Genomic DNA, 25,926 nt, shown 5'->3' with positions numbered 1-25,926 from the left:
TATGAACACAAAACTCATTGAATCCTTAGTACCAATCATCCAGACACTCTCAGAAGACGAGCAATTGCTAATCAAAGCAAAACTATTTAATAACATTCCCTATCCTTCTACTGTGGAAATAACCCAGTTAGCCCAAAGCGGAGGAGCATTTCAATTCCTAGACGACGAACCTGATATTTACACCATTGAAGATGGAGAGCCAATTTAGTGAAGCTAAAAAAAGGAGATATTGTTTTAGCTGAATTTCCCTTTACAGATTTGAGTCAGAAAAAGTTACGTCAGGCTTTAGTGCTGTGGGCAAGTTCAACCATAGATGCAGGGTAAACGCATCTTAACTTCAAGCCAAAATATGCTACAGTTAAATGCGACTAATTTTTAATGTAGCTTGTTGTAGTTTATGGGTGCTATCAATGGCAAGAGGTTTTAGTAAAGCTGTAACTTACCAACAAAAACAAACAGATTCATTGCCTTCAATGAATATTTTAAATGCCACTTTTTTAGAACATTTTGCCAAGTTTAACGACCCAATAATAGAAAGAAGTAAAGAACATTTACTCAAAGATATTATAGCGATTGCGATTCTAGCTGTCCAGACGCGGCGCAGACGGATGGGTGGCAATAGAAGCCTATGGTAACGCCAAATATGGTTAAAAAGCTTTCTACAATTACCGAATGGTATACCATGTCATGACAGGTTTAGTCGATTATTTGCCCGAATTGAACCACAACAGTTTCAAGAATGTTTTTTGAGTTGGGTAAATGCCATAGTCGGGGAATTAGAACTAAACGTGATTGCCATTGATGGCAAAACGATGAAAGAATCTTATGACCGAAATGACCAGCAAAAAGCGCTACATATAGTCGCTGCGTGGTCTTCATCTCATCAATTGGTTTTAGGATAAAAACAGTCGATAAAACATCTAACGAGCTGACAGCAATTCCGCCATTAATAGAAATGTTATAAATGGCCGGAAGTGTAATAAGTCTAGACGCTCGATTGATGTCAAAAAGACATAACATCTCTGATTATCAAGAGACAAGGAGATTATGTTTTAGCCTTAAAAAGCCATCAAAAACTCCTCTAGAAAGCCGTAAAAGAGTGGTTTGAAGTAGCTAAAAAAGGCCATTATTTAGGAAGAAAATATGATGAGTATGAACAAGTAGAAGCGGGACATCATCGAGGGGAAAAAATCCCAGTCTGGACTGTGGATGTATCCGAGTTACCACAAGTGCATAATCAAGAATTATGGACGGGATTAAAAACAGTTGTCATGATAGTTAGTGAACGACGATTGTGGAATAAAACCACCACGCTCAGCTCGTTTTTACCCTTAGTAGTTTAAGCAGTAATGCTGAGAGAATTGCTGGGGCTATCCTCCGTCATTGGGGCATTGAAAATAGCTTACATTGGACGCTTGATGTTACATTTTGTGAAGATGAAAGGCGGATTCGGAAACAGAACTCTCCCGAAAATTTTGCCCTTCAATCGGAGGCTAGCAATAAATTTACTGAAACAAGAGAAAACTTCCGGCACAAAGTCTAAAAATGTAACGGTATCGAGCGGCAATGGACAATAATTATTTAGTTAAAATTTTAAACTCTGCCAGTTAATACTCGAAATCTATAGCCTTTCTCAGAAAGATGAGGTACTCATGGGCTAATGGCATAGGCCTCCGTGGGCATAGGGCATAGGGCATACCTCACCACGCTTGAGAACCGCTATAACACCTATCTAAGAAGGAAAATTAGCCGCCTTTAAGAAGTTCATAAAATCTTAAGGTTCTGATTTAATCGGCTCAATTCGGGTTAAACTTAAGAATTTTAAGAAAGTTTTTTTAGTTATTTAGTAATGCACAAATTCACGTTTTGGTCAAATTAATTTAGATGCGTTTACCCTGGGTGTTGGCGCTGTGTAGGAAACATCTTGCTAAAACAAGCAATCCGTGCATTAGGTCAAAATGCTGGAAGGGCGATCGACAATATCTAACTGGCGATCGAACGTTAATAAAGTTTACAATGATAGAAGGTGGTCTAAAAAATACCAGCAGTCGCAACAGTTACTTAGTAATTATTTTAGATTAAATTAATATTTCACCGGGTGAAAAAAGCAAAGCTGCCAGCTATAATTAAAGAGTAAGTGAAAAAAAATAACTCGCTGAAACGATATGGCAACAACATTGTACGAAAAAATGGGTGGAGAGCCAGCCATTAAAGAGATAGTCGATGATTTTTACCGCGATGTTTTGGCTGACGAGATAGTGAGCCATTTCTTCGATCATACAGACATGGAAAAGCAGCGCCGCCATCAAACTGCTTTTATCTCTTATGCCCTCGGCGGCACCAAGCAATACTCAGGCCGTTCAATGGAGAAAGCACACGCAGGTTTGAATTTACAGCCTGAACACTTTGATGCAATTGTGAAGCATTTGACAGATGCAATAGTTGCCCACGGCGCCTCCCAAGAGGATCTTGATGAAGCGCTAGGTAAGATCGCGACTTTGAAAGAGGCTGTTTTGTACAAGTAAGATCGAGTGAAGACAAGAGGGTTTTTGCAGCCACTAGAATAGTGAGAAAAGTGGAGATTTCGTAATTGTGCAGCGAAAGCTCCACTTTGTTGTTTGCCAGATATAATGAACCGCGAAGATGCGAAGGAAGAGAATAGTTCACAGTTGAGGCGAAGATGGCTAGAGTTATTTAACTGATATCCCCTATGAGTTATGGGAAGCTATCGCGCGATAGATATATAGCAATCCTTGCATCATTTGTGAATTTCTTACTTTCTCCTCACGGGTTCGGGGAGGGTTGGGGTGGGGTACAAAATTTACGACTTTTGCAAGGATTGCTATAGTAGCGGATTTAAGTTATTTCTGACATCTCGCACCGTTATCAAGAACAGGCAAGATGCCTGTTCCACAAGAAAATTTAGTCTTTGTGGAACAGGCAAGATGCCTGTTCATAAAGCCTGATTTAAAATGAAAAATGGTGCAAGGCCTCAGTTATTTTCCACTTAATTTATGGATACCTGTTTCATTTTTTATAGATGCTTATTCATCTAGCCACGGTATTGCCGAAGTATCTTTTACCGCATTTGTTAATTTACTTGAAATGCTGACAATTTGTATTCCTCCTTTAGCTAGATGACGGCAGTCAATTGCGGCTTGCACGATCGGTTTATTCATTGCCCATTACCAAATCCTATATGCCGCAATACTTCGGAAAACTCCAAACTACTGAACAGCCTTGGTCAACGATCGGCTCAGTACAATCTATAAGTAAGAGCGATCGCACAATTCACTTTAATTGCGGCGAAACTTCCCTAAATATCAGCATCCTCGCACCGAATTTAATCCGAGTGCGAATGTCCCCGACAGGTGAATTTAACAGCCGATCGCACTCAATAACTCTCGCTGACGAAGAGTGGGAAATTATACCATTTGAAGTGCGAGAAACCGAGGAAAAAATAGAAATTGAAACCGCAGAAATATTAATTTCTGTAAAGCGAGATCGCCCTGCAATCGAATGCTTTGACAAATCGGGAAAACCCTTTGCTAGCGACTGCGATCGCAGTATGGGATGGCGCGCAGGCGCAACCGCGGGCTGGAAGCGCATCGAAGCAGACGAGCACTTCTACGGTTTCGGCGAACGCACCGGCTTTCTCGACAAACTCTCCGAAGTCAAGACAAACTGGACAACCGACTCCCTCGACTACAATTCCCTCACGGATGAAATGTACCAGGCGATCGCATTTTACATCGCCCTGAATCCCGATCGCGCTTACGGCATTTTCTTAAACACGACATTTTGGAGTCAATTCGACATCGGCGCCGAAAAACCGGGTGTTTTGCGGATGGAAACCAGAGGCCCGGAACTCGACTACTACATCATTTACGGCCCGGAACCCGCCCAAATTATCGCCACCTACACGCAGTTAACCGGCCGGATGCCGCTTCCGCCAAAATGGGCGCTGGGATACCACCAATGCCGCTGGAGCTACGAATCCGAGGACGTTGTGCGGGAGTTGGCGAAGGAATTTCGCGATCGGGCGATTCCCTGCGATGTCATCCACCTCGACATCGACTATATGAACGGCTACCGCGTTTTTACCTGGAGCCCGAAGCGTTTCCCCGATCCGGCGAAACTGATCGCAGACTTGAAAGCAGCGGGTTTTAAGGTTGTCACGATTGTCGATCCCGGTGTCAAGTACGAACCGGAAGCAGATTATGAAATATTCGATCGCGGTGTGGAAAACGACTATTTCGTCCGCACCGCAGAGGGAAAGCTATTCCACGGTTACGTTTGGCCGGACAAAGCGGTGTTTCCCGACTTTATGCGGCCGGAGGTGCGCCAGTGGTGGGGCGAATTGCACAAAACCCTGACAGATGTTGGGATTGCGGGGATTTGGAACGACATGAACGAACCTGCGATCGCCGAACGGCCTTTTGGTGACGGTGGCGAACACATCAGCTTTCCCCTGGATGCACCGCAAGGCCCGGAATCCGATCGCGCTACCCACGCGGAAACCCACAATTTGTATGGGTTGATGATGGCGAAAGCTTGTGCTGAGGGGCTGCAAAAAGTGCGATCGAGCGATCGATCTTTTGTGCTGACGCGATCGGGTTTTGCGGGCGTTCAGCGTTACTCCTCGGTATGGATGGGCGACAATCAATCGCAGTGGGAACACTTAGAAATGTCGCTACCAATGCTTTGCAATATGGGGCTTTCCGGCGTGGCGTTTGTCGGTTGCGACATCGGCGGTTTTGCGGGGAATGCAACGGCTGAACTGTTCGCGCGGTGGATGCAGGTGGGGATGCTGTATCCCTTGATGCGCGGTCATTCGGCGATGAGTACGGCGCAGCACGAACCGTGGGTTTTTGGATCTCGCACTGAGAATATTTGCCGCGAATACATCAATTTGCGCTATCAGTTGTTGCCTTATATTTACACGTTGTTTTGGGAAGCTGCGACGACCGGAACGCCGATTTTGCGACCGCTACTATATCACTTTCCGCGCGATCGCACAACTTATCACCTTTACGATCAAGTATTACTCGGCCCGTCGCTGATGGCTGCACCTGTTTACCGGCCGGGAGTTGAGCATCGCGCCGTGTATTTGCCGGAGGGGACTTGGTACGATTGGTGGACGGGTGAATGCTATCAGGGCCCGATGCACATTTTAGCTTATGCACCTTTGGAGAGAATGCCGCTTTACGTGCGGGGTGGGGGCATAATTGCGTTAGCGAAGCCCTCGAAGAGGATCGAACCTGTGAGGCAATTTGTCAGCGAAGAACCGCTTGATTCATTAAAAATGCGAATTTGGCCCGGAAGCGGTGAATGGACGCTTTATGAGGACGATGGACACAGTTTTGAACATGAAAAAGGTGTCTGGGCAACGACTAATTACAAGGTGTATTTGGAAGGGGAAAAAATCATCGTTGAAATTGCCGCGCGCGAGGGTCAATTTTTGATTTCTGAACGCGAAGTTATTGTGGAAGTTGTTGGCGTTGGCGAACAGCGATTTACAGATGACGGTACGGTGCGGCGTTTGACATTTGGATAGTTTGATATTTGCCGCTTTCCCACTAACCCGCCGGGGGTTAAAACCCCCGTCTCACAGCTCAAGTCCACTGAAGTGGACTGAAGAAATAGGCTAGCAGACTTGATGTAAAGGGAGCATCTCAATGAAAGCAGCAAGCTAGAAATTGGAGTTTTGAGGCAGGAGTTTTGAGGCAGAAGGCAGGAGGAAAGAGTCAGGAGGAAGGAGGAAGAAGGCAGGAGCCATAAAAAGTGTTTTTACAAATATGAGATGCTCCCGATGTTGTAAATCCTGTACATATTGAGCAGCACTCCTGTTTAAACGAAGCTAACAAACTCAAATTCTAAATATTAACCAACAGTCCTCTTTAGAGGACTTTAGCTATGAGACAGGGATTTAAATCCCTGCCGGCCTAATTGTTAGCAAACTATATTACTTGACAACTACTGTTATAATACAGTAGGAGGAGATGAATAAATAAAATTATGGCGATTGAATTATGCAACCCATTCAAATTACCACCTTCCAAGCTTTGTGGCGCAGCCTGGGCATGATAATCAAAGCCGCACCAATAGAACTCCGCAATTTAATAATACTCAACATCATCGGCGGTGCTGCCCCATCTGCCGTGCTTTTTTTAGATAAATTAATCATTGATGAAGTATCTAGGTTGCTGTCGCAAACCCAAACAGCACAGCCCTTTGCTTTGATGCTTTCCCGGCCAATATTGCTGTGGAGTATTGCCGGAGTCTTAAGTCTCAGGTTAGTCGGCGATGCCCTAGACACAATGGGCTCTTTTGTCTCGACATCTTTGCGCGATCGCGTTCAAGGCTTTGTCGAAGGAAAAGTCCTTGAAAAAGTCGCTAATTTCGACGATATTGCCCTGTTTGAAAACCCGGAACTATTAAATATAGTAGAACTCGCAAAAACCGGAGTATTCAAAATACAGCAACTAGCATTTACCATCAGCATGACCATCACGGGAATTTTTATATTTATTCCATCGATAGGCCTTGCTGCAGCGATAGCTTGGTGGGTGCCAGTGCTGATGTTGATTTCATCCTGTCCCTCAATTTACATCCAAAGAAAATATAGCAAAATCATCTGGAGAGTTCAAAGAAAGCAAGCTAAAATCAGCCGCGAGATGAACTTATCCGCTAGAGTCTTGACGGGCGAAGAATATGCTAAAGAATTGCGTTTGTTTGGGTTGCAAGAACTTTGGCTCAAACGCTGGCAGGGTCAGTTTTTGCAGTTTTTTAGCGAGATGCAGCAAATCCGAAAAAAAGGAGCAATTGTTTTACTTTTGTGGTCAGTGTTTAGTAGAATCGGAGTAGCTTTGCCATTTGTTTATGTGGTAATGGGAGCATTGGGTGGTCGCTATACTTTGGGAGATTTGGCGCTGTATTCGGGTTTGATTGTTCAGGTGGAGCAAAGTTTGCAATTATTGATTGGCAATTATGCTAATTTGTACGATATTTCCCTCGGCGTTAGTCCGATTTTTCAACTGTTAGAACTAAAACCAGAATTGCAGTATCCGCTTGGGGATGTGGCATCTCGCCTGCCTAATTTACCAGAAGAGGGGCAAGATGCCCGCCCCACAAAAGATAAAATTGGTATCGAAATTAAGCATCTATCTTTCTGCTATCCCGGTAGCAATAAAAGCACGGTTGAAGATATCAATTTAACGATTAATCCGGGGGAAATGGTAGTGCTTGTTGGTGAAAATGGCGCGGGTAAAACCACCCTTGGCAAACTCCTCGGCCGCCTGTACGACCCGACAAGCGGTACGATCGCCTGGAACGGCAAAGATTTGCGATCGTACTCTCTAGCATACGTGCGATCGCGCATCGCCGTCGTCATGCAAGATTACGCCCGTTTCCCCTCCACAGTTCGCGAAAACGTCGGTTTCGGCGACTTGCTTTCACTCTCAGATGACACCGCAATTAACGAAGCTATTTCCGAAGCAGGAATTAGCGCAAAAGTCAATAGTCTTTCCGCAGGTTTAGAGACTCCCTTGGGGAAACAATTAGAAGACGGCATAGACTTATCGGGGGGACAGTGGCAAAGAATTGCGATCGCCCGCGCCTTAATGCGGCTTTCTACAGCCGAAGTGCTCATTTTTGACGAACCAACCGCCGCCCTCGACCCCAAGACAGAACACGAAATTTACAGCATCTTTCGCCAAATAGCCGCCGGGAAAACAACAATAGTCATCAGTCACAGATTGGGATTAGCAAAAATTGCTGATCGCATCGCCGTCATGGAAAACGGTAAAATAGCAGAAATAGGAACGCACGACGAATTGATAGCATCAAACGGAATTTACTGCTCAATGTTCACCCGTCAAGCTAGCAGCTATATTTAGAGTTAAATAAACAGTCAGCCAGGGGTTTTAACCCCTGTCTCATAGCGAAAGTCGGTTGAAACCGACTGGGGAGATATTGCCATGCTTGTTCAAAAATGTGTCTTTCAGTCCTCTTTGAGAGGACTTTTGCTATGAGACGGGGGTTTTCAACCCCCGGCGGACTTGTGGGTTAGCGTGGGGAATTGGGCGGGGGTGATTGTGATCAATTATCGCGGATTTGCGATCTAATTTCTCTCGTTAGGTGGCGATAAACCGAGTTTCTGCGACAATTTTCAGTGGAGTACGAGAAATATCGGAAGAAACCCGGTTCCTAGGATGATTGTGCGAGATAGATTTATGAGAGATTAATCTCATTTGTTTTGTGGCAAAGTCTCGATCCCCCCTAGCCCCCCTTAAAAAGGGGGGGACAAAAGTCAAATACAAATTCCCGCTTCTTAACAAGGGGACAAAAGTTCTATTCAAAGTCAACCCCTACTCCCCTTCTTAAGGGGGATTTAGGGGGATCTAGCCTTCGAGGTAAAGCAGAGATACCTGTTTTACTGTTGAATGCGATCTTTTTGAGAAAATTGTCAGAAAGTGCGAGCTATAATAAAACCAACCTAGTTGGCGATAATATCAACGATGGAAACTATAACTCTCAACCTACCTGCAGCCGTCGCTTTAACCGACGAACAATTTTATCAATTGTCCATCGCTAATGAAGAGTGGCGATTAGAACAAACCCCCGAAGGAGAACTAATTATTATGCCTCCAACAGGCGGCGAAAGCGGCATCAGAAATTCGGATTTGACTACAGACCTAAATTTGTGGAATCGTCAGACTCGATTGGGAAAAGTCTTTGACTCTTCCACTGTCTTTCAATTACCCAACGGTGCGAAGCGTTCCCCTGATGCTGCTTGGGTACTCCTAGAACGTTGGGAAGCATTATCCGCAGAAGATAAGCGCAAATTTCCTCCCCTGTGCCCGGACTTTGTAATTGAATTGCGTGAAGCGAAGCTATCCCGTAGGGAATCGCAAAGTGATTCCCTAGAAACATTGCGGGCTAAAATGCGGTATTATCGAACAAACGGCTGTCGCTTAGGTTGGCTAATTGACCCGCAAACGCCCTTAGTAGAAATCTATCGGTTGTCTGAAGAGGTAGCAGAAGTGATTAATTTCTCTTTTGACCAACCGCCTACACTTTCGGGTGAAGATGTACTTCCCGGATTTCTTCTAGATATTACACCTATTCTCAATCCTTGAATCTCGCTCCATTTTCTTTAGTTGGCTGGCGAGAAACCGGGTTTCTGCGACAATTTTTGGTTGAGTACGAGAGATATAGGAAGAAACCCGGTTTTTGGGATTCACTGCGTGGCGAAAAACCGGATTTCTGCGACAATTTTTGGTTGAGTACGAGAGATATAGGAAGAAACCCGGTTTCTGAGATTCTTGTGCCTCCAAAAAGTCGATCGCAAATTATCTCCCCGTCAACGTATCCGCATAAGGATCGGGCAAAGCTTGCTGCACTTCAAGCGACAAAGAATCTCCCGTCACCGGTTGGCTAATCAAATTTTTTTTTACCCCATCCCCCCGGCGATCGCGCTCTTGCAACTTCAGCAATTCCTCTTGATAAACAGCAACAATTCGCCCTAAACTCAGCACCAAATCATCCCAATTATCATCTCCCACCAACTTCTCCGAAATTCCCTCAAATAACTCTCCCGCTTGCCTTTTTTGAACATAAGCTTTCAAAAGCTTTCCCGACTTTTGCAAAACAGCCTGATAAATATCCCCATCAGACCACCACAGCCCCTGTTGACTCAGCAGCCAAGTCAAAATATACTCGCGAGCGTGTTGCTCCTTCACCCAGGCCGCGAGATACTGCAAATCTTCCATAGTTACAACAGTCTCCTAAATTTTCCTCAAAATGTCCGCTTGTTTGTATCTACCGTTACCGCGATCGACATAATACCTGCCTTATCATCACCTGTCCCCGTCATTAATATCCCTTAAATCTTAAAAAAACCCTACTGATTTACCAAACAGCAATTCTGAGAATATAAAAATAAACCTAAACCTCCTAGGTCTATTGTCCAATACTTTTAGTCCACCGGAAAGCGGTACACCCCGCCTCGCTTTCCTCTCTCGCAAACCTATCATCAAGCGGGAACAACCAGCGGGTTATTAGCATGACAAAGCAAAATTTTGGTTTAATCGGTCTAGCAGTGATGGGCGAAAACCTAGCGCTCAACGTCGAAAGCAGAGGCTTCTCCGTGGCTGTATACAACCGCACAGCAGCCAAAACCGACGACTTCATGGCCCTACGCGCCCCCGGCAAGAACATTGTAGGCACCAAGACTCTGACAGAATTCGTCGATGCCCTAGAAACCCCGCGCCGAATCTTAGTCATGGTGCAAGCTGGGAAACCCGTAGATGCGGTCATCGACCAGCTCAAACCCATGCTGTCACCGGGCGACATGATTATTGACGGCGGCAACTCGCTCTACGACGACACCGAACGCCGCACCAAAGATTTAGAATCGATCGGACTGGGATTTGTCGGCATGGGCATCAGCGGCGGCGAAGAAGGCGCGCTGAATGGTGCTAGCTTGATGCCAGGTGGCACCCGCACTGCTTACGGCCTACTAGAGCCAATTCTCACCAAAATTGCGGCTCAAGTAGATGACGGCCCCTGCGTCACATTCATCGGCCCTGGTGGCGCTGGCCACTACGTGAAGATGGTTCACAACGGCATTGAGTACGGTGATATGCAGCTCATTGCTGAAGCCTACGATTTGCTCAAAAACGTTGGTGGATTGGACGGCAAGCAGTTGCAGGAAGTTTTTGCCGAATGGAATACCACAGACGAACTCAACTCGTTTTTGATTGAAATTACGGCTAATATTTTCAAGTACATTGACCCGGAAACTAAGCAACCCTTAGTTGAGGTAATTATGGACGCAGCCGGTCAAAAAGGCACCGGCCGCTGGACTGTTATGAGTGCTTTGGAATTGGGCGTGAGCATTCCCACAATTATCGCTGCTGTGAATGCCAGAATCATGTCTTCTTACAAAGACGAGCGCATCAAAGCTTCCCAAGAACTTACGGGGCCTAGCGGCAAGTATGAAGGCGATACTAAAGAGTTTGTGAATAAAGTCCGGGATGCGCTTTACTGCTCGAAGATTTGCTCCTACGCTCAAGGCATGGCGCTGTTGAGCGCGGCGTCGAAGTCGTACAATTACGACTTGAGTTTGAGCGAAATTTCCCGAATTTGGAAAGGTGGCTGTATCATTCGGGCTGGCTTTTTGGACAAGATTAAAACAGCTTTCAAAGACGACCCCACGTTGCCGAATTTGCTGTTAGCGCCGGAGTTCAAACAGAGCATTCTCGATCGCCAATCGGCTTGGCGAGACGTGTTGGCTACTGCTTGCCAACTGGGGATTGCAGTGCCAGCATTTAGCGCCTCGCTGGACTATTTCGATAGCTACCGACGCGAAAGATTGCCGCAAAACCTCACGCAAGCTCAGCGTGATTACTTTGGGGCTCACACCTACGAGCGCACCGACAAACCGCGCGGCGAATTCTTCCACTCAGAGTGGACGCAGACTGCTAAAGAGTCGCTGCAAACCGGTACCACGGACTAATTAATTTTTGTAGGGTGCGTTTCGGCGCACCTTACTAATTATTCTGGGGTTGCAAATTGTTTTGACGTTTTTTTTCGAGATAGCTTTTAATATATTCGTCGTTAAAGAGCGATCGCGCGATCGTGAGTGCTTCTTGTCTTTCTGCGTCGGTCATGTAATCATCGCCTTTTAAACCTGATGGCGGGTGTCGAGGATCGCCGCCTGCATCGATAAATCGCTGACGTGCGATCGCCATTAATTCTCCTAATCTCCGGTCTTGTTGTCTTCTGATATCATGCGGTTTCGTCATAGTCTTCAACCTCGTCTATACGAACAATCTCGCCACTTTGTAGTATAGCAGCCCTTGGTAAAACTCGACTAGGGGTTTCGATGTACCAAAAGCCCTTTTCTTCATCATATATTCTCCAGATCAGCAAGTCGAGAGTTTCCAGGGCATTGATAATTAAGTATTGAACTCCTGATGATGGCATAGGTCGAGCGAGTGTAGTTGAGCCAATTGGCTATTGTATCACCCCTTGCTGACAGGATTTTCAGTTATCATTGATTGTATCCTTGCACCTTTTATCACTTCTCAAAAATTCAGGATTTGCGTAGATAATCAGTAATTAATATCACCATGTGCTTGTGATATTAATACATAAGTATACTGAGAAAATCTGGTATAATAAATAATCGTTTTAAATAAGTGTAATTTTATGAAGCCTTTTATAGTGAGAGCCGCTGCCCTTGTAGGTGATATTGCAGCCTTGGTATTTGATACACTTAAAGAAGAAGAGTCAAGAAAACGTTTATTAGACAGTGGTATTATAGAAGTGGATGAAATGACGGGAAAAGAGTTTGAAGAATTTCTAGATGTCCATTTTATAAAGTTGGGTTATAGTGTTACTTTAACTCAAGATAGTCAAGATTATGGGGCAGATTTAATTTTGTACAAAGATGGCTCAAAAACGGTGGTTCAAGCGAAAAGAAGCAAAAATCCAGTTGGTATTAAAGCAGTTCAAGAAGTAGCAGGAGCGGTCAGACATTACAAAGGAAATAAAGCCCCAGTAATCACCAACAACAGATTTACAGAAAATGCTTGCAAACTTGCTAAATCTAACGAGGTAGAGTTATGGGATAGAAAAAAACTCATCGAATTCATCCTGACAGCTAAGAGTTGTAAATAACTTATCTACCAAATTAAGTTATATATAAAAGATGCACGGCTTTCTCAGTATCTTTAATTTCACTTATTCATCATGTTACAAATTTCTAATACTGTGTTCCTGGACGATCGCGAAATCGAGATTAGTGCGATTCGCTCTCAAGGCGCGGGGGGACAAAATGTAAATAAGGTGGCGAGTGCGATTCACTTGCGCTTTGATATCCCAGCTTCCTCATTGCCCGATCGCTACAAGGAGCGTTTGTTGCAAATCAACGACCAGCGCATCACCTCCGAAGGTGTGATTGTCATCAAAGCTCAGGAACACCGCAGCCAGGAACAAAACCGGGAAGAGGCTTTGAGACGGCTGCAAGAACTGATTAAAAGTGCGATCGTCATACCGAAAAGGCGCAAACCCAGCAAAGCAACTCGTAGTTCCCAGCGCAAGCGTCTCGACAGCAAAACCAAGCGAGGGCAGATTAAAGCTCTGAGAGGGAAAATTACCGATTGATCGATGAAAGGTCGATCGGGCTTTTTGACTTTTTATTTGTCAGTCGGGATTTGGTGGGCCTAAGTCGTTCGGTAAATCGTTAAGCGTTTTTCCCAAAGCTTTGCAAAGAGCTTTCATTTGAGCAATGGTAAGTTCGGGTTCGTCTAGTCCTCGTTCCCATTTGCTAATGGCTTGCTGAGTTAGGGTTTTTGTGCGGGTTTTGTCGGGAATTTGCTTGGCTAAGGCGGATTGCGATAAACCAACAGCCTCCCGCAAGATTTGCAGTGCTGGTATATCTTTCGACTCTTGAGTTTGTTTCTTTCTGGGCATATCATAGCAAATTCACAACCAAAGTTGTTGACAAATCAGTGAAATACAACTAAGGTTGTTAACTATAGAGACAACACAAAGGCGGCTCCTTTAGCCGGACGGTGGAAACGCTTTGGTTTAGCGAGCTGCCTTATTTGTAGTTTCTACCCATTATGCCTGCTGCATACCCTTAGTATTTTCCGGGCTTGGGTGCATGACTTAAGCCCTTTTCCCTAGACTTTTCCGAACCCCTGCGGGTTAGTTATCGTTCGGCGAGGGCTCACGACTTGGTAAGTCATCGGGAATTTTGGTTACATCTAATCCTAAAAGCTCAAACATAGTTTTTAGAGAAACCTGGTACAGGTTAGCCATAGCAAGTATGTTTTCAGCGTTAGGTAGAGCCTTGCCTAATTCCCAGTCAGCTTGTCTTCGCTCGGAAATTCCGATTTTTTCTTTGACTTGAGGGCGTGTTAGTCCAGCTTGTTCTCTGAGTAGTCTCAATGGAGACTTCTCCTTTTCTTGTAAATCTTCTTCTATCATAGGACGAAATATTCATGATGTAAACGTCTTGACAAAGGCTTGCATAAGACGTAAACTTCATGTTGGTAGGCAAAACAAAGGCCGCTCAACGAGCCTCCAAGGTCAAAATGCAGGTTTGAAGAACCGCCTTATTTGTTGTGTCTATCAATTATGCCTGCATACCCAAGCGTATTTTCGGGGGTTGGGCGCATACCTCAAGCCCCTTTTTTCTCAACGCCGAGGAGGTGATGCCATGTAAAAGGTCGATCGACCTCACAGCCTGACTCAAAATTGTATCAAATGTCAACACCATGATTTAGCTGTGCTTGTTAGTTATCGTTCGATGAGGGCTCACGACTTGGTAAGTCATCGGGAATTTTAGTTACGTCTAATCCTAAAAGCTCAAACATAGTTTTTAGAGAAACCTGGTACAGGTTAGCCAGTGCAGCTACGTTTTCAACCGTTGGCATCGACTTTCCTGATTCCCAGTCAGCTTGCATCCGCTCAGAAACGCCGATATGTTGTTTGACTTGAGGGCGGGTTAGCCCAGCTTGTTCTCTGAGTAGTCTCAATGGAGACTTTTCCTTTTCTTGCGAATTTTCTGCCACAATACATGAAGCTTGTTTCACAACCTCTAGGTTCTTGACCTCCTCCGAAAGATGAAGTACACTTAATGCTTGTAGGTCATCGGGAATTTTGGCTACGTCTAATCCCATACATCTAGCAAGTGTTTTTAGAGGTACGCCTAGCTCGCGCGCCAGAGCAATGACGCGATCGAAGCGAGGAATTGATTCTCCTCGTTCCCAATCGCCAATAATGCGAATTCCTACCCCCATTCGACGACTAAGTTCGGGTTGGGTCAAATTTGCACTTTCTCTAAGGTTTTTCAAGGTTATGGTTTCTTGATCTTTAGCTTCCATCAATTGTAGCAGTTAATTGCTAGCATAATAGTGCTTGACAAATTTGACTTATGGCACTAAACTGCTAGTAGATAGGCAAAACAAAGGCAACCGGGCGAGCCTCCAAGGTCAAAATGCAGGTTTGAAGAACTGCCTTATTTTTCGTGTCTATCAATTGTGCTTGCATACCCAAGCGTTTTTTTGGGGGTTGGGCGCATACCTCAAGCCCCTTTTTTCTCAACGCCGAGGAGGTGATGCCATGTAAAAGGTCGATCGACCTCACAGGACAGCCCAACTCAAAATTGTATCAGCAGTAATAATTTTTTAACTGTTGGTTTAATTTAATTGCTAATTCGGCCCAAAGCTCTCTGGAAGTTCATCGATTTTTTCTATTTTTAGTTCTCGGCAAATAGCTTTCAACTGAAAGAGAGAAAATTTTGGTTCTGTGGCTCCAGATATCCATCTATGATACGTGGCCCGGGGAATCCCGCATCTAAAAGCAAACTCATCTTGTGATAAGTCTGTTTTGTTGATTCTTAGGGCTTCCAATGGTGAATTGCCCTCCTGTCTTCGTTCTTTTCTTGATGACATTGTAACATAAATCTCAAATTGAGATGTCATACTTGACAAATTTAAATCGACATCTCATAATGAGATACAAGTGACAGAACAAAAGCTGGCCGGTCAGGGCGAACAGCCAAAACCTGCAGTTTTGAATAACCGCCTTGAGGTGATGCGATGTAAAAGGTCGATCGACCTCACAGGACAACCCAACTCAAAATTGTATCAAAGATCCAGACCAAAACTTCTACTTTGCGATCGCACAACTTCCGTGCTATCGTGCCCTTTCTCGAACCATTCCAGATCATGTCCACATCAATTGACAACTTCTACCTAGGCGATGTCGCCTCCAACTTTCACTTTGCAGGCCCGCTGCTAGACTTTGAAGAAGAAATCCAGAGTCAATCTCCCTTTCACGATTTAGACTACCTGACAGGCGAAATTAAAAGGGGATTCCTAGACTACGTGCGTCAAGGAATCATGCTGGACGCGATCCGAAAGCTGCGATTGTACAAAGACAAGTTCAAAACTTTTAAAAGTTACTGCGAACAAGCATTAGGTCGGCAGTATTTTTACTGCACACAAATTATCAAAGCTGCGAGCATTTGCCTGCGCTTAATTAAAGCAGGATTTGAGATTTTGCCTAGCTGCGTTGCTCAAGTTGTCCCTTTGTTCAAACACGCAATTACCGACCAATATGGCGACTGTCGTTTACAGGAAAAGTGGCAAGAAGTTGTGGATGTCATACCAAAAGAAAGGATTACCGCAGTAACTATTGCCGAAACCGTTGACAACAATCCCAACCTCCGGCTCAAACAAATTCGCATTAAAACCGACACCTACGCCCTTTTAACGAAAAAAGCAGCCGCAGCCGGACTGTCAATTTCGGAATTTTTGGCAAGGTTGGTTGGCGAATACAATCCCAGAAATTCAGACCAGCCAGCGGAACATACTCCCGAACAAGAGGAGATTTTAGACCAATTAGACGCGGAGTTTAAGAAGCCGGTCACGGAACAGACTGCAACTTCTGCCCCACGAAAAGTTAAGTCTAAAGGTTTTGGAGTCAAAGTTGAGCCTAAAGGTGGTAAAACGGAAGTGAAGGCGAAAACTTCGGAAAGGGAAGTTAAGGCGAAAACTTCGGAAGGTGAAGTTAAGTTCAAAAATCGGCAAACTGAAATCAAAGCCGAGAAACAGTCGAATTCATTTAATGAGAAAAATCATGAAGTCATCTGCCCAAAATCCTATCATGCGTCAACTGAAATTAATGGAGGTTCAACTGAACGAAATTCAGTGCCACCTTATTAAAGCCAGTGTGTTGAATTGGTGGCAAATAGTTTTGCCTGACGGTCAGAAAATTGCGATCGAGCACGCGGGCGGCGGACACTGGATTTTTCGGGCTAACGGGCTTGAGAAATTTCATCCAGAAGTGCGGCTAGCGGTGTTAAGGGCGATCGCCCAAGGCTGTCGCCGATAAGTTACGGGTAAGGACACGGCATCACAGCCGTGTCCCGGAAGGGGCTGGTGGGCATCCTGTCAGAGTCCAAGATTTAGGCGATCGAGTAATGCTTCTAAATTCGTAAGTGTTCGTTGTTTTATCTTTTAGCGCTTCGGTAATCGTGTTATTTCTCTATGGTGGCGGAATTTGTCGCAGCAATCCCTTTTTTTAGCTGGATTGTAGCAAGTCAGGGCTGTCAGTTGCACTGAGTCAGGGGCTGGGGTGCGAATGGGCGATTCTAAGGAATGAGAATTAAATAACTTGCATTTTTTGTAGGTTGGGCCCGTGGAACGAAACCCAACGCCACGCTTGATTGTTGGGCGGAGTGAAACGGAGGGTTCGTTCCACTCCGCCCAACCTACGGAAGTTATTTAATCCACGATCCTAAAACCACCACGCTCAGCTCGTTTTTACGCTTAGTAGTTTAAGCAGTAATGCTGAGAGAATTGCTGGGGCTATCCTCCGTCATTGGGGCATTGAAAATAGCTTACATTGGACGCTTGATGTTACATTTTGTGAAGATGAAAGCCGGATTCGGAAACAGAACTCTCCCGAAAATTTTGCACTTCAATCGGAGGCTAGCAATAAATTTACTGAAACAAGAGAAAACTTCCGGCACAAAGTCTAACAATGAAACGGTATCGAGCGGCAATGGACAATAATTATTTAGTTAAAATTTTAAACTCTGCCAGTTAATACTCGAAATCTAACACCTATCTAAGAATGAAAATTAGCCGACTTTAAGAAGTTCATAAAATTTTAATGTTCTGATTTAATCTGCTCAAGTCGGGTTAAGATTAAGAATTTTAAGAAGTTTTTTTAAGTTATTTAATAATGCACAGATTCACGTTTTTGTCAAATTAATTTAGATGCGTTTACCCTGCACCAACACCCCTCGGTTTTTCAGCTAGCAAACTCAAGAAATCGGTGATAAAACAGAGGCCGGATGCGATCGCCCAAATTAGGCTCGCCTCTGCAATTGGACAAGTTAAAATAAATGGGCGATCGCCTGCTGAGCGGCATCATCTATAAGCAAATGGCAAATATAATCGAATCACAACGACTAGCGGCGAAAGTCGATCGCCTGTATAGTAATATTTGGCAGTTGTCTACTCGGTTGCGACACTTCCGGGCGATCGCCCGCAGTTAAGAAAAACCTTTGACTTAAGTAGGCGGACACAAATAAACATTATTATGTCATTGCGCGGAACGAAGCAATCCCAAGTCTGAGCGATTGCTGCATTTCTATCTGCTGTTTCCTTAAACTTTGATGATTTTTGAGTGCCTTGAAATACTATAGCCAACATCCTAACGCTTTCTCGATCGACTACCTCAACGACTTGCGAGGAGCAATTCTAGCCTCCCCTTATCTAGCAATCAACAACCTCAATCGCGATTTCATTGGCACAAAAGGGTTTTCCGTAGTGTTTCAACGTTCGGAAATCGCCGAAGTAGAACGGCGGTTTCCCTTGTTCAAACCCTATCTAGACCAAGCATTACAGCCTGAATGCAATGCTTTTTACCTCAACCCTTTGTTGCTGGGTGAAGGTTCCCGCGTCGATCCGCATATCGATCGATCTTTGCGATCGTACTGCAAAACAGTTGAACCTCCCGCAGCAGTCAGCGTTTTATACGTGCAAGTACCGCCGAACTTGCAAGGGGGAGAATTGATACTGCGGCGCAACAAACAGCAAGTCGGCCAGATTAAGCCGCAAGCCAACTCGCTAATCTATTTTCAAGGAGATTTGACTCACTCTGTCAACGCTGTTAAAAGTACCGGGACTCGTTTGAGTTTGGTTTGCGAACAGTACAGTTTGAGCGAAACAGAATTGCAAGATATTCCAGGATTCACAGTGGAATCTAGGGCCGCGAAAGCAAAAATTAAGTAATGTTTATTCGCTCCTGGGATGGTGATAAATTCAGGACACGCTTAACCAGCCGCTTGCATCAAGGGTTCCATCACCGCCAACTTATGTGCTAGGAGATTATCCATAACAACTACTGCGATCCGAGTGGCTTAAGACCGAGCATTATGGGCGATCGGCTTAAGTAAAATCAAGTATAATGTTAGAGTTACTGAATTGTTATATGGTTAGAGTAACTTATAACATTCCTAATGGAGCAGAGGAACTTAAGTGGCAAAAATAGAAGGATTTAGGGTAATAAATTACCGCTCGCTGCGTGATATTACTATGGGCAAGCTGTGGAATACGCAAAATGCCGAGGAACTAACGCCAATGACAGCCGTTATCGGTAAAAATGGTGTTGGGAAAAGCACGCTTTTCGACACTTTTGGCTTTCTTGCAGACTGCTTAAAAGGGGGAGTCGAAGAAGCCTGTGATGCCCGTGGGCGGGGAGGTTTCGAGAGAATTCGCTCGCAAGGACAAAAGGGAAGTGTTGAGTTTCAGATTTACTATAAAGAGGATCGTAACGCTCGACCAATTACCTATGATTTGGCAATAGACCTTGACTCTTCTGAAAGACCATATGTAAAAAAAGAAAGACTTAGACAACGGAGAAAAAACGAAAAAAAAGGACAACCTTATTCTTTTTTGATTCTGAATGAAGGTAAGGGCTTAGCATGGAAAGGTGAAGAAGGAGGTCAGCTAATTGATGAAGATCGAGGAGAATTTGATGTAAACAATTTAATCGAAAATATCCAAATCGGTGAGACATCAGAAGAAAGTAAAGAAAAGGAAATAGTTGAACTTGACGACAAGAGAAAACTGGGAATTGCTACTTTGGGATCGCTCAAACAACACCCAAGAATTTCCGCATTTCGGAGATTTATCGAAGGATGGTATCTCAGCTATTTCACACCAGACGCTGCCCGTAGCTTACCTCTTGCTGGGCCACAAAAACATTTGAATATTCATGGAGATAATCTAGGAAATGTGGTTCAATTTATGGAGAGAGAGCATCCTAAGAAATTCCACTCAATTCTGCAAAAAATCTCTAGTAAGATTCCAGGGGTGGAAAAGATTAGCACCGCTAAAAGTCCAGACGGTAGACTTCTGCTGCAGTTCAACGATCGAGGTTTTCAAGAACCATTTTATGCTCAACAAATGTCAGACGGAACACTGAAAGTATTTGCCTATCTCCTTCTTTTAGAAGACCCCTCACCACCGCCATTTTTGTGCATTGAAGAACCAGAAAACGGACTTTACCATAAGCTTTTAGAAACTCTAGTCCGAGAATTTCGAGAACACGCTACAGCTCGAAGAAGTGGATCGCAAGTATTTGTTACAACACATCAACCCTATTTTGTAGATGCTCTTAACCCTGAAGAGGTTTGGGTACTTGAAAAGGGCGAGGATGGTTTTTCTCAAATCAGACGAGCTAGCCAAGACCCTCTCATTAATAACCTTGTTTCTGAAGGATTGCCCCTTGGCGGACTTTGGTACAGCGATTATCTAGATAAAAGGTGAATAAATGCACTTTGAGATACTTGTCGAGGATATTTCTGGAAAAACTGCTCTTGAAATTCTTATACCAAAGATTATTAGCACCGAACAACACACATTTAAGATCCATCCTTACAAAGGAGTTGGGCATATTCCTAAAGGTTTAAAATCTGCTTCTGAAGCCAATAAACGACTTCTGCTCGACCAGCTTCCGCGACTTATTCAAGGCATCGGCCAAACATTCTCTCAATATCCTCCTGATTACCCTGCTGTCCTCATTGTAATTTGCGATCTTGATGACCGATGCCTCAGTACGTTTCGCAGAGAACTACTAGATATTTTAGATAAGTGTAATCCTCCGCCAAAGACGCAATTTTGCATAGCAATTGAAGAAGGAGAAGCATGGTATCTAGGCGATTTAGCAGCAGTTAAGGCAGCTTATCCGAGAGCAAAAGAAGCAGTCCTAAATTCTTACACCAATGATAGTATCTGTGGGACTTGGGAGAAGTTAGCTGATGCGGTGTTTTCCGGTGGCAAACAAAAATTATCTAAACAAGGTGGGCAAGCAATTGGTTTAGAGAAGACAAACTGGGCTAACAAGATTCCTCCCCTCATGGACGTAGATAATAATTTGTCACCAAGCTTCTGTTATTTTCGAGATAAACTTCGAGACTTAACGAGTCAGTAAAGAAACCGGGTTTTTTTATTGGGAATCGCCTAGCGCCACGAAGTAGACTCGTAAGAAACCCGGTTTATAGACACCCGTGCCTAAGTCCTGTCTAACTACCAAAATCGGAATAATAGCCAAACTTTTGATGAGTAATAGCCCATACAGCTAGTTTAGCGGGACAACCTCAACTTAAGATTTCCAGAAACAGCGAACAACCCCAAAAATGAAAATAGAACGATGCAAAGCATTTTCAACCGACGCAGGATGTCGGAGTCAATGAAGCTGCCGGTTTGGTAAAATGCCAGAGGCGATCGCCTTACCAATAAAAACCGCCAGATTAATTTAAACTGATTAAAAATTAGGCTGCGAAAATCCGATGATCCACAAGAAGAACCGCAAAAAGTTACCCTTATTGGCAGCATTCTTAGTCACGCCATTTATTTCTTGGTTCCTGAGTGCGATCGCCCTATTTCTCAGTCTCTGGATCATCGTACCAGCACCCACGATGTTCCTGTACCCTTTGGCGGTGGGAGCACCAGAAATCAGTCCTTGGTTGGTTGGTATCAATACGATCGCCCTTCTGCTGAACCTGCTCAGACGGCATCAAGGCAAAGTCTACATTATTTTGTCAATTTGTAACCTGTTCGCCCTCATCCTGGGCCTGCTTCCCCTGATTCAGTTTCCAGCAGCCAATGCAGCCATAGCTACCCAAATGCAAGCAGTTTTAGGGGAAAACTATTTAGCAGCCCTTCCTCAAGCTTTACGCGCCCAGCTACGCCCTCAACCGTTTATCCTCGCAGATGCCTTCCGAGGAATTCCCCTCAGAGACGTTAGGATCGATCGGGCTATTGTATTTGCCAACCCAGGCGGAGTTTCACTGCAACTAAACCTTTATCGGCCGATGCAAATTGGCAAATATCCGGCGATTATCACACTCTACGGGGGAGCTTGGCAAAGAGGTAATCCCGATTACAATCAGGAATTCAGCCGCTATATGGCCGCCCAAGGCTATTGTGTGGTTGCAATTGATTACCGCCACGCTCCCAAGTATCAATTTCCTGCTCAGCTTGAGGACGTACAAGCCGCTCTTTCCTATATCAAAACTCATGCTGCTGATTGGGAAATTGATCTCGATCGAATTGCTTTGATGGGAAGGTCTGCAGGGGCCCATTTAGCAATGCTAACTGCTTATGATTCTAGTGTGCTTCCAGTTCGAGCCGTGGTCAACTATTACGGGCCAAATGACCTGATTCGGGGATACAATGACCCACCTTTTCCTGATGCCATAAATGTTCGAGCCGTCTTGCGCGCCTTTCTGGGAGGAACCCCAGACGAACTCAACGAGCTTTACCGTCGGGCTTCTCCCATAAATTATATTAAACCGAATCTTCCCCCTTCTCTACTGGTTTATGCAGGTCGCGACCATATCGTTCAGCCCAAGTTTGGTCGATCGCTCTACCAACGATTGCGAGCCACGGGCGATTCCCTACGGGATAGCTTCGCTTCACGGGCTATTTTGCTCGAAATTCCTTGGGCTGAACACGCTTTTGATGCAGTTTTTAATGGGCCGAGCAATCAATTAGCTTTGTACTACACAGAACGCTTTTTCGCTCATTCTCTGAAGTCTTCCGATTACCAACCAGTTAAATAAAAGTTTAAATTTTACTCATTTAGGCTCAATAAACTGCGTCTAAAACTGTCTGATATTATGTCCGATTGATTACCCCTAATACGGTAGGGGATCCCCTCACGAAAAATATCTGCCAATAATTGACAATCTCAAAAACCCGCCCTTTTAATGGCTATTGCTCTAAGATCGTGCGTAGGTTGGGCGGAGTGGAACGAACCCTCCGTTTCACTCAGCCCAACATTTTCGCTACAATTTTCCACGGGCCCAAGCGTATTGATATATATTATCCCTGGATAAGTCCGGTAAATGTACGATCGCCCCCCTGTTTCAGCGCCCCGCGTCCTCTTACACTGGAATCCTGTGGTTGTGTGCGCTTGGTGCGATCGACCCTTATGAAAAAAACCTAAAATTCTGTAGCCTACAATACATTTATTTGATTAAGGATTGTTTAAACTCTCCAAGTGTAGATTGTGTACTCTCCATAATTCTCCAAAACCCCTAAACGAGTGCGTTGTTTGCTGGACTGCGATTTATCGATCGTCGAACCGTTAAAAACCATAAGTAGTTTTGACCTGAATTCATCGGAATTGATTTGCACAAAATTTTTGAGCTGACCAGAGTGAAGATTAGCTACTAAATCTGTGCAGCGCAGGCATCTATCATGTTGACTCAAATTAGTACAGGCTCTTGTCATCTATTTTATTGCTAATAACCGAAATCCAACCGCATCTCACACTGGATTGTCACGCCCGGTGGACGGCGAAGTGATTGCGCCTCGCTCATCCAATCTTGTAGAGCCTGCCAAAAAAGGCATTCTCGCAAAAGTTAGCTTTGACAAAAAATGTTGGGTAAATCTCATATGTTGCACCATTCTCAATTAGCCTTTTATGAACAGGCTGGACGGCCTGTGAAGCGAGAAAATTGATCTCTTGTGGAACGGGCATCTTGCCCGTTATTGAGAATGGTGCAAAATCTTAGGTAAATCCAGGATATTCGTCAATCGTTAGACTTTTGCTAACATCTATTTTTTCTCAACTACTCGTCCCGCAATACCAATAAAAATAACCATGAGTGGAAACGAATCGCGCGTTCAAGCAATTTCTCAAATCGTCAACCGCAAACTGATGCCTAGTCGGCCTCCCAAGCGGCTAGAAGATATGTGGGCAACAGACGTTTTTACTCTGAGCAAGATGCAAGAAAGTCTGCCCAAAAGCATTTTCAAATCAGTAAAAAACACCGTTCAAACAGGCCAAAAACTCGATGCTTCCGTAGCTGATGTAGTTGCAGTAGCAATGAAAGATTGGGCTATTTCCAAAGGAGCCCTCTACTACGCCCACGTATTCTACCCGCTAACCAACGGCACCGCCGAAAAGCACGACGGTTTCATCTCAGTGCAAGGCGACGGTTCCGTCATCTCAGAATTTGCAGGGAAAGTTCTCGTACAAGGCGAACCCGATGGTTCCTCATTCCCCAACGGCGGCATCCGTTCCACCGCCGCCGCTCGCGGATATACAGCCTGGGATGTCACCAGCCCTGCTTATGTCATGGAAACAGACAACGGCATGACATTGTGCATTCCTACTGTTTTCATCTCCTGGACAGGTGAAGCCTTAGACAAGAAAACGCCGCTTTTGCGTTCCATTGCCGCCATGAACAAAGCAGCAACTCGAGTGTTAAAGCTATTAGGCAATACCGAAGTTGCTCCGGTAAATTCCAGTTGCGGTTCCGAACAAGAATACTTCCTGGTAGATGCCAATTTCACCAACAACCGCCCCGATTTACTGCTAGCAGGTCGCACCCTGTTTGGCAAACCTCCTGCCAAAGGTCAGCAATTTGACGACCACTATTTTGGAGCGATACCAGAGCGCGTTCAAGTCTTCATGCAGGAAGTAGAAGAAAGAATGTACCGTCTGGGAATTCCTGCCAAAACCCGCCACAATGAAGTAGCTCCCGGTCAGTTTGAAATTGCACCAGTTTTTGAAGCTGCAAACGTCGCCAGCGACCACCAACAATTAACCATGACAATTCTCCGCAACACAGCGAAGAAACACGGTTTTATGTGTTTGCTGCACGAGAAGCCTTTCGCCGGCATTAACGGTTCTGGCAAACACGTCAACTGGTCGGTCGGGAATGCCACCCAAGGAAACTTATTAGACCCAGGCGATACACCGCACTCGAACATACAATTTCTAGTTTTCTGCGGCGCTGTCATTCGCGGAGTTCACAAATACGGGCCGCTATTGCGCGCGGTAGTTGCTACTGCCAGCAACGACCACCGATTGGGTGCAAATGAGGCTCCACCAGCAATTATCTCTGTCTATTTGGGTTCGCAATTAGAAGATATCTTCGGGCAAATTAGCCGGGGAGAAGTTAAGGACTCTAAATGTCGGGGAATTATGAACTTAGGTGTAGAAACACTGCCTACTTTCATGAAGGATGCTGGAGACAGAAACCGGACTTCGCCCTTTGCCTTTACTGGAAACCGATTTGAATTCCGGGCTGTAGGTTCCGGTCAGTCTGTTTCCGGGCCGCTGGTAGCGATGAATACAATTCTTGCAGATTCTTTGGACTGGATTGCTAACAAATTAGAAAGCGACTTGGCTAACGGAACTGAACTGAATGCTGCCATCCAAACCATTCTCAAAGAAGTGATGGACGAGCACGGTGCGGTTGTATTTGGTGGCGATGGCTATTCCGAAGAATGGCACAAAATGGCCGTTGAGGAACGGGGTTTAGCTAACTTGCGGACTACGGCAGATGCTTTACCCGTGTTGAAGGAAGGATACATTGAAGACTTGTTTGAAAAGACAGGTGTTCTGACTCCAGTTGAATTGGAAAGCCGTTACGATGTTTATGCTGAGCAGTATTTACTGGCAATTGAAGTCGAAGCAAAACTGGTAATAAGCATGGCAAAAACCATTGTTTACCCCGCAGCCTTGAGGTATTTAGCTGAACTTTCCGGCACGATTTCTAAATTGAAAGAGATTGGAATTGAAATGGAAAAGGAAAGTGCCGAAAAAGTAGCGGTGCTAGTTAAGTCCATGATGGATACTACGAGCAAATTGAGTGCGGCTTTGAGCAAGCACGATTTTGCTTCGACAGAAGACCATATGCAATATGCTTCGCAAACAATTCGTCCTTTGATGGATGAGGTTCGCCAGTATGCGGATGCTCTGGAAGGTGAAGTGGCTGATGATTTGTGGCCTTTGCCTACTTATCAAGAAATGCTGTTTGTTAAGTAATCGTAAATCTGGTTACTTTCCGGTGATATTTGTAAGGACACGGCA

At 44.7% G+C, this 25,926-nt stretch carries 26 protein-coding genes; 18 read left to right on the top strand and 8 right to left on the bottom strand.

Annotation, left to right across the window (positions count from 1 at the left end):
• Nucleotide 1 precedes the first annotated feature (1 nt).
• The 4 genes from QUB24_RS05575 (at nucleotide 2) to QUB24_RS05560 (ending at nucleotide 2,525) form a co-directional block, all read left to right on the top strand.
• Nucleotides 2-208 (top strand): hypothetical protein, encoded by a 207-nt coding sequence (locus QUB24_RS05575; RefSeq protein ID WP_333151472.1) that lies wholly within the window; start codon nucleotides 2-4, stop codon nucleotides 206-208.
• Between the two features lie 202 nt (nucleotides 209-410).
• On the top strand, nucleotides 411-635 hold the full coding sequence (locus QUB24_RS05570; protein WP_333151469.1) for a hypothetical protein: 225 nt from the start codon (nucleotides 411-413) through the stop codon (nucleotides 633-635).
• A gap of 6 nt (nucleotides 636-641) precedes the next feature.
• Nucleotides 642-902, top strand: coding sequence for an ISAs1 family transposase (locus tag QUB24_RS05565; RefSeq protein ID WP_333151633.1), 261 nt, complete (start codon nucleotides 642-644; stop codon nucleotides 900-902).
• A 1,263-nt stretch (nucleotides 903-2,165) separates the two neighbouring features.
• Nucleotides 2,166-2,525 carry a group 1 truncated hemoglobin gene (locus QUB24_RS05560; protein ID WP_333055558.1) on the top strand — a complete coding sequence of 120 codons (360 nt, stop codon included), beginning with the start codon at nucleotides 2,166-2,168 and terminating at the stop codon, nucleotides 2,523-2,525.
• A gap of 519 nt (nucleotides 2,526-3,044) precedes the next feature.
• Here QUB24_RS05560 and QUB24_RS05555 read toward each other — a convergent pair.
• On the bottom strand, nucleotides 3,045-3,179 hold the full coding sequence (locus QUB24_RS05555) for a hypothetical protein (RefSeq protein WP_333151467.1): 135 nt from the start codon (nucleotides 3,177-3,179) through the stop codon (nucleotides 3,045-3,047).
• A gap of 20 nt (nucleotides 3,180-3,199) precedes the next feature.
• Between QUB24_RS05555 and QUB24_RS05550 the strand changes: the two genes are divergently transcribed.
• The 3 genes from QUB24_RS05550 (at nucleotide 3,200) to QUB24_RS05540 (ending at nucleotide 9,140) form a co-directional block, all read left to right on the top strand.
• A complete protein-coding gene (locus tag QUB24_RS05550) occupies nucleotides 3,200-5,557 on the top strand; it encodes a glycoside hydrolase family 31 protein (RefSeq protein ID WP_333151465.1) in 2,358 nt (785 codons plus the stop codon).
• Between the two features lie 475 nt (nucleotides 5,558-6,032).
• Nucleotides 6,033-7,898 carry an ABC transporter ATP-binding protein gene (locus QUB24_RS05545; RefSeq protein ID WP_333151463.1) on the top strand — a complete coding sequence of 622 codons (1,866 nt, stop codon included), beginning with the start codon at nucleotides 6,033-6,035 and terminating at the stop codon, nucleotides 7,896-7,898.
• A gap of 621 nt (nucleotides 7,899-8,519) precedes the next feature.
• The gene (locus QUB24_RS05540) at nucleotides 8,520-9,140 is read left to right on the top strand and encodes a Uma2 family endonuclease (protein ID WP_333151461.1); all 621 of its coding nucleotides are present in this window, start codon (nucleotides 8,520-8,522) and stop codon (nucleotides 9,138-9,140) included.
• A gap of 213 nt (nucleotides 9,141-9,353) precedes the next feature.
• Here the strand turns inward: QUB24_RS05540 and QUB24_RS05535 are convergent, their stop codons facing one another.
• A complete protein-coding gene (locus QUB24_RS05535) occupies nucleotides 9,354-9,773 on the bottom strand; it encodes a hypothetical protein (RefSeq protein WP_333151459.1) in 420 nt (139 codons plus the stop codon).
• Between the two features lie 293 nt (nucleotides 9,774-10,066).
• Here QUB24_RS05535 and gnd point away from each other — a divergent pair, with 293 nt between their 5' ends.
• Complete coding sequence (gene gnd / locus QUB24_RS05530) at nucleotides 10,067-11,521, top strand: decarboxylating NADP(+)-dependent phosphogluconate dehydrogenase (RefSeq protein WP_333151457.1); 1,455 nt, start codon at nucleotides 10,067-10,069, stop codon at nucleotides 11,519-11,521.
• A 34-nt stretch (nucleotides 11,522-11,555) separates the two neighbouring features.
• Here gnd and QUB24_RS05525 read toward each other — a convergent pair whose 3' ends face one another.
• Nucleotides 11,556-11,810: a hypothetical protein gene (locus QUB24_RS05525; RefSeq protein WP_333151455.1), complete on the bottom strand. Its 255-nt coding sequence runs from the start codon at nucleotides 11,808-11,810 to the stop codon at nucleotides 11,556-11,558.
• On the bottom strand, nucleotides 11,794-11,991 hold the full coding sequence (locus tag QUB24_RS05520) for a hypothetical protein (protein ID WP_333151453.1): 198 nt from the start codon (nucleotides 11,989-11,991) through the stop codon (nucleotides 11,794-11,796). Before QUB24_RS05520 ends, QUB24_RS05525 begins: the two co-directional genes overlap by 17 nt.
• 225 nt (nucleotides 11,992-12,216) lie before the next feature.
• Between QUB24_RS05520 and QUB24_RS05515 the strand changes: the two genes are divergently transcribed.
• Entirely contained in the window at nucleotides 12,217-12,687 is a 471-nt protein-coding gene (locus QUB24_RS05515) for a restriction endonuclease (RefSeq protein WP_333151451.1), read from the top strand.
• 72 nt (nucleotides 12,688-12,759) lie between these two features.
• Nucleotides 12,760-13,173, top strand: a complete 414-nt coding sequence (gene arfB, locus QUB24_RS05510; RefSeq protein WP_333126168.1) for an alternative ribosome rescue aminoacyl-tRNA hydrolase ArfB — start codon at nucleotides 12,760-12,762, stop codon at nucleotides 13,171-13,173.
• A gap of 39 nt (nucleotides 13,174-13,212) precedes the next feature.
• Here arfB and QUB24_RS05505 read toward each other — a convergent pair whose 3' ends face one another.
• The 4 genes from QUB24_RS05505 to QUB24_RS05490 all read right to left on the bottom strand — a co-directional run bounded on the left by QUB24_RS05505 (nucleotide 13,213) and on the right by QUB24_RS05490 (nucleotide 15,470).
• On the bottom strand, nucleotides 13,213-13,482 hold the full coding sequence (locus QUB24_RS05505; protein ID WP_333038826.1) for a helix-turn-helix transcriptional regulator: 270 nt from the start codon (nucleotides 13,480-13,482) through the stop codon (nucleotides 13,213-13,215).
• 237 nt (nucleotides 13,483-13,719) lie between these two features.
• Nucleotides 13,720-14,001 carry a helix-turn-helix transcriptional regulator gene (locus QUB24_RS05500; RefSeq protein WP_333102662.1) on the bottom strand — a complete coding sequence of 94 codons (282 nt, stop codon included), beginning with the start codon at nucleotides 13,999-14,001 and terminating at the stop codon, nucleotides 13,720-13,722.
• 308 nt (nucleotides 14,002-14,309) lie between these two features.
• Nucleotides 14,310-14,900 (bottom strand): helix-turn-helix transcriptional regulator, encoded by a 591-nt coding sequence (locus tag QUB24_RS05495; protein WP_333151447.1) that lies wholly within the window; start codon nucleotides 14,898-14,900, stop codon nucleotides 14,310-14,312.
• A 327-nt stretch (nucleotides 14,901-15,227) separates the two neighbouring features.
• Entirely contained in the window at nucleotides 15,228-15,470 is a 243-nt protein-coding gene (locus tag QUB24_RS05490; protein WP_293176868.1) for a helix-turn-helix domain-containing protein, read from the bottom strand.
• A 276-nt stretch (nucleotides 15,471-15,746) separates the two neighbouring features.
• Here QUB24_RS05490 and QUB24_RS05485 point away from each other — a divergent pair, with 276 nt between their 5' ends.
• From QUB24_RS05485 to QUB24_RS05445, 8 genes are all read left to right on the top strand, one after another.
• Nucleotides 15,747-16,745: a hypothetical protein gene (locus tag QUB24_RS05485; protein ID WP_333151445.1), complete on the top strand. Its 999-nt coding sequence runs from the start codon at nucleotides 15,747-15,749 to the stop codon at nucleotides 16,743-16,745.
• Between the two features lie 7 nt (nucleotides 16,746-16,752).
• Nucleotides 16,753-16,914 carry a hypothetical protein gene (locus QUB24_RS05480; protein WP_333151443.1) on the top strand — a complete coding sequence of 54 codons (162 nt, stop codon included), beginning with the start codon at nucleotides 16,753-16,755 and terminating at the stop codon, nucleotides 16,912-16,914.
• 1,018 nt (nucleotides 16,915-17,932) lie between these two features.
• Entirely contained in the window at nucleotides 17,933-18,085 is a 153-nt protein-coding gene (locus QUB24_RS05470) for a hypothetical protein (protein WP_333151441.1), read from the top strand.
• Between the two features lie 127 nt (nucleotides 18,086-18,212).
• Nucleotides 18,213-18,824 (top strand): 2OG-Fe(II) oxygenase, encoded by a 612-nt coding sequence (locus QUB24_RS05465; protein ID WP_333151439.1) that lies wholly within the window; start codon nucleotides 18,213-18,215, stop codon nucleotides 18,822-18,824.
• 246 nt (nucleotides 18,825-19,070) lie between these two features.
• Nucleotides 19,071-20,363, top strand: a complete 1,293-nt coding sequence (locus QUB24_RS05460) for an AAA family ATPase (protein WP_333151437.1) — start codon at nucleotides 19,071-19,073, stop codon at nucleotides 20,361-20,363.
• A gap of 4 nt (nucleotides 20,364-20,367) precedes the next feature.
• Nucleotides 20,368-21,027, top strand: coding sequence for a hypothetical protein (locus tag QUB24_RS05455; RefSeq protein WP_333151435.1), 660 nt, complete (start codon nucleotides 20,368-20,370; stop codon nucleotides 21,025-21,027).
• A 358-nt stretch (nucleotides 21,028-21,385) separates the two neighbouring features.
• Nucleotides 21,386-22,660, top strand: a complete 1,275-nt coding sequence (locus tag QUB24_RS05450) for an alpha/beta hydrolase (protein WP_333151433.1) — start codon at nucleotides 21,386-21,388, stop codon at nucleotides 22,658-22,660.
• A gap of 1,046 nt (nucleotides 22,661-23,706) precedes the next feature.
• Nucleotides 23,707-25,881, top strand: coding sequence for a glutamine synthetase III (locus QUB24_RS05445; RefSeq protein WP_333151431.1), 2,175 nt, complete (start codon nucleotides 23,707-23,709; stop codon nucleotides 25,879-25,881).
• Nucleotides 25,882-25,926: the final 45 nt, after the last annotated feature.

This window comes from Microcoleus sp. B9-D4 (genome assembly GCF_036705105.1).
GTDB lineage: Bacteria > Cyanobacteriota > Cyanobacteriia > Cyanobacteriales > Microcoleaceae > Microcoleus.
The sequence above is the reverse complement of the archived record's forward strand: the minus strand, read 5'-3'. Positions and strand labels throughout refer to the sequence as shown.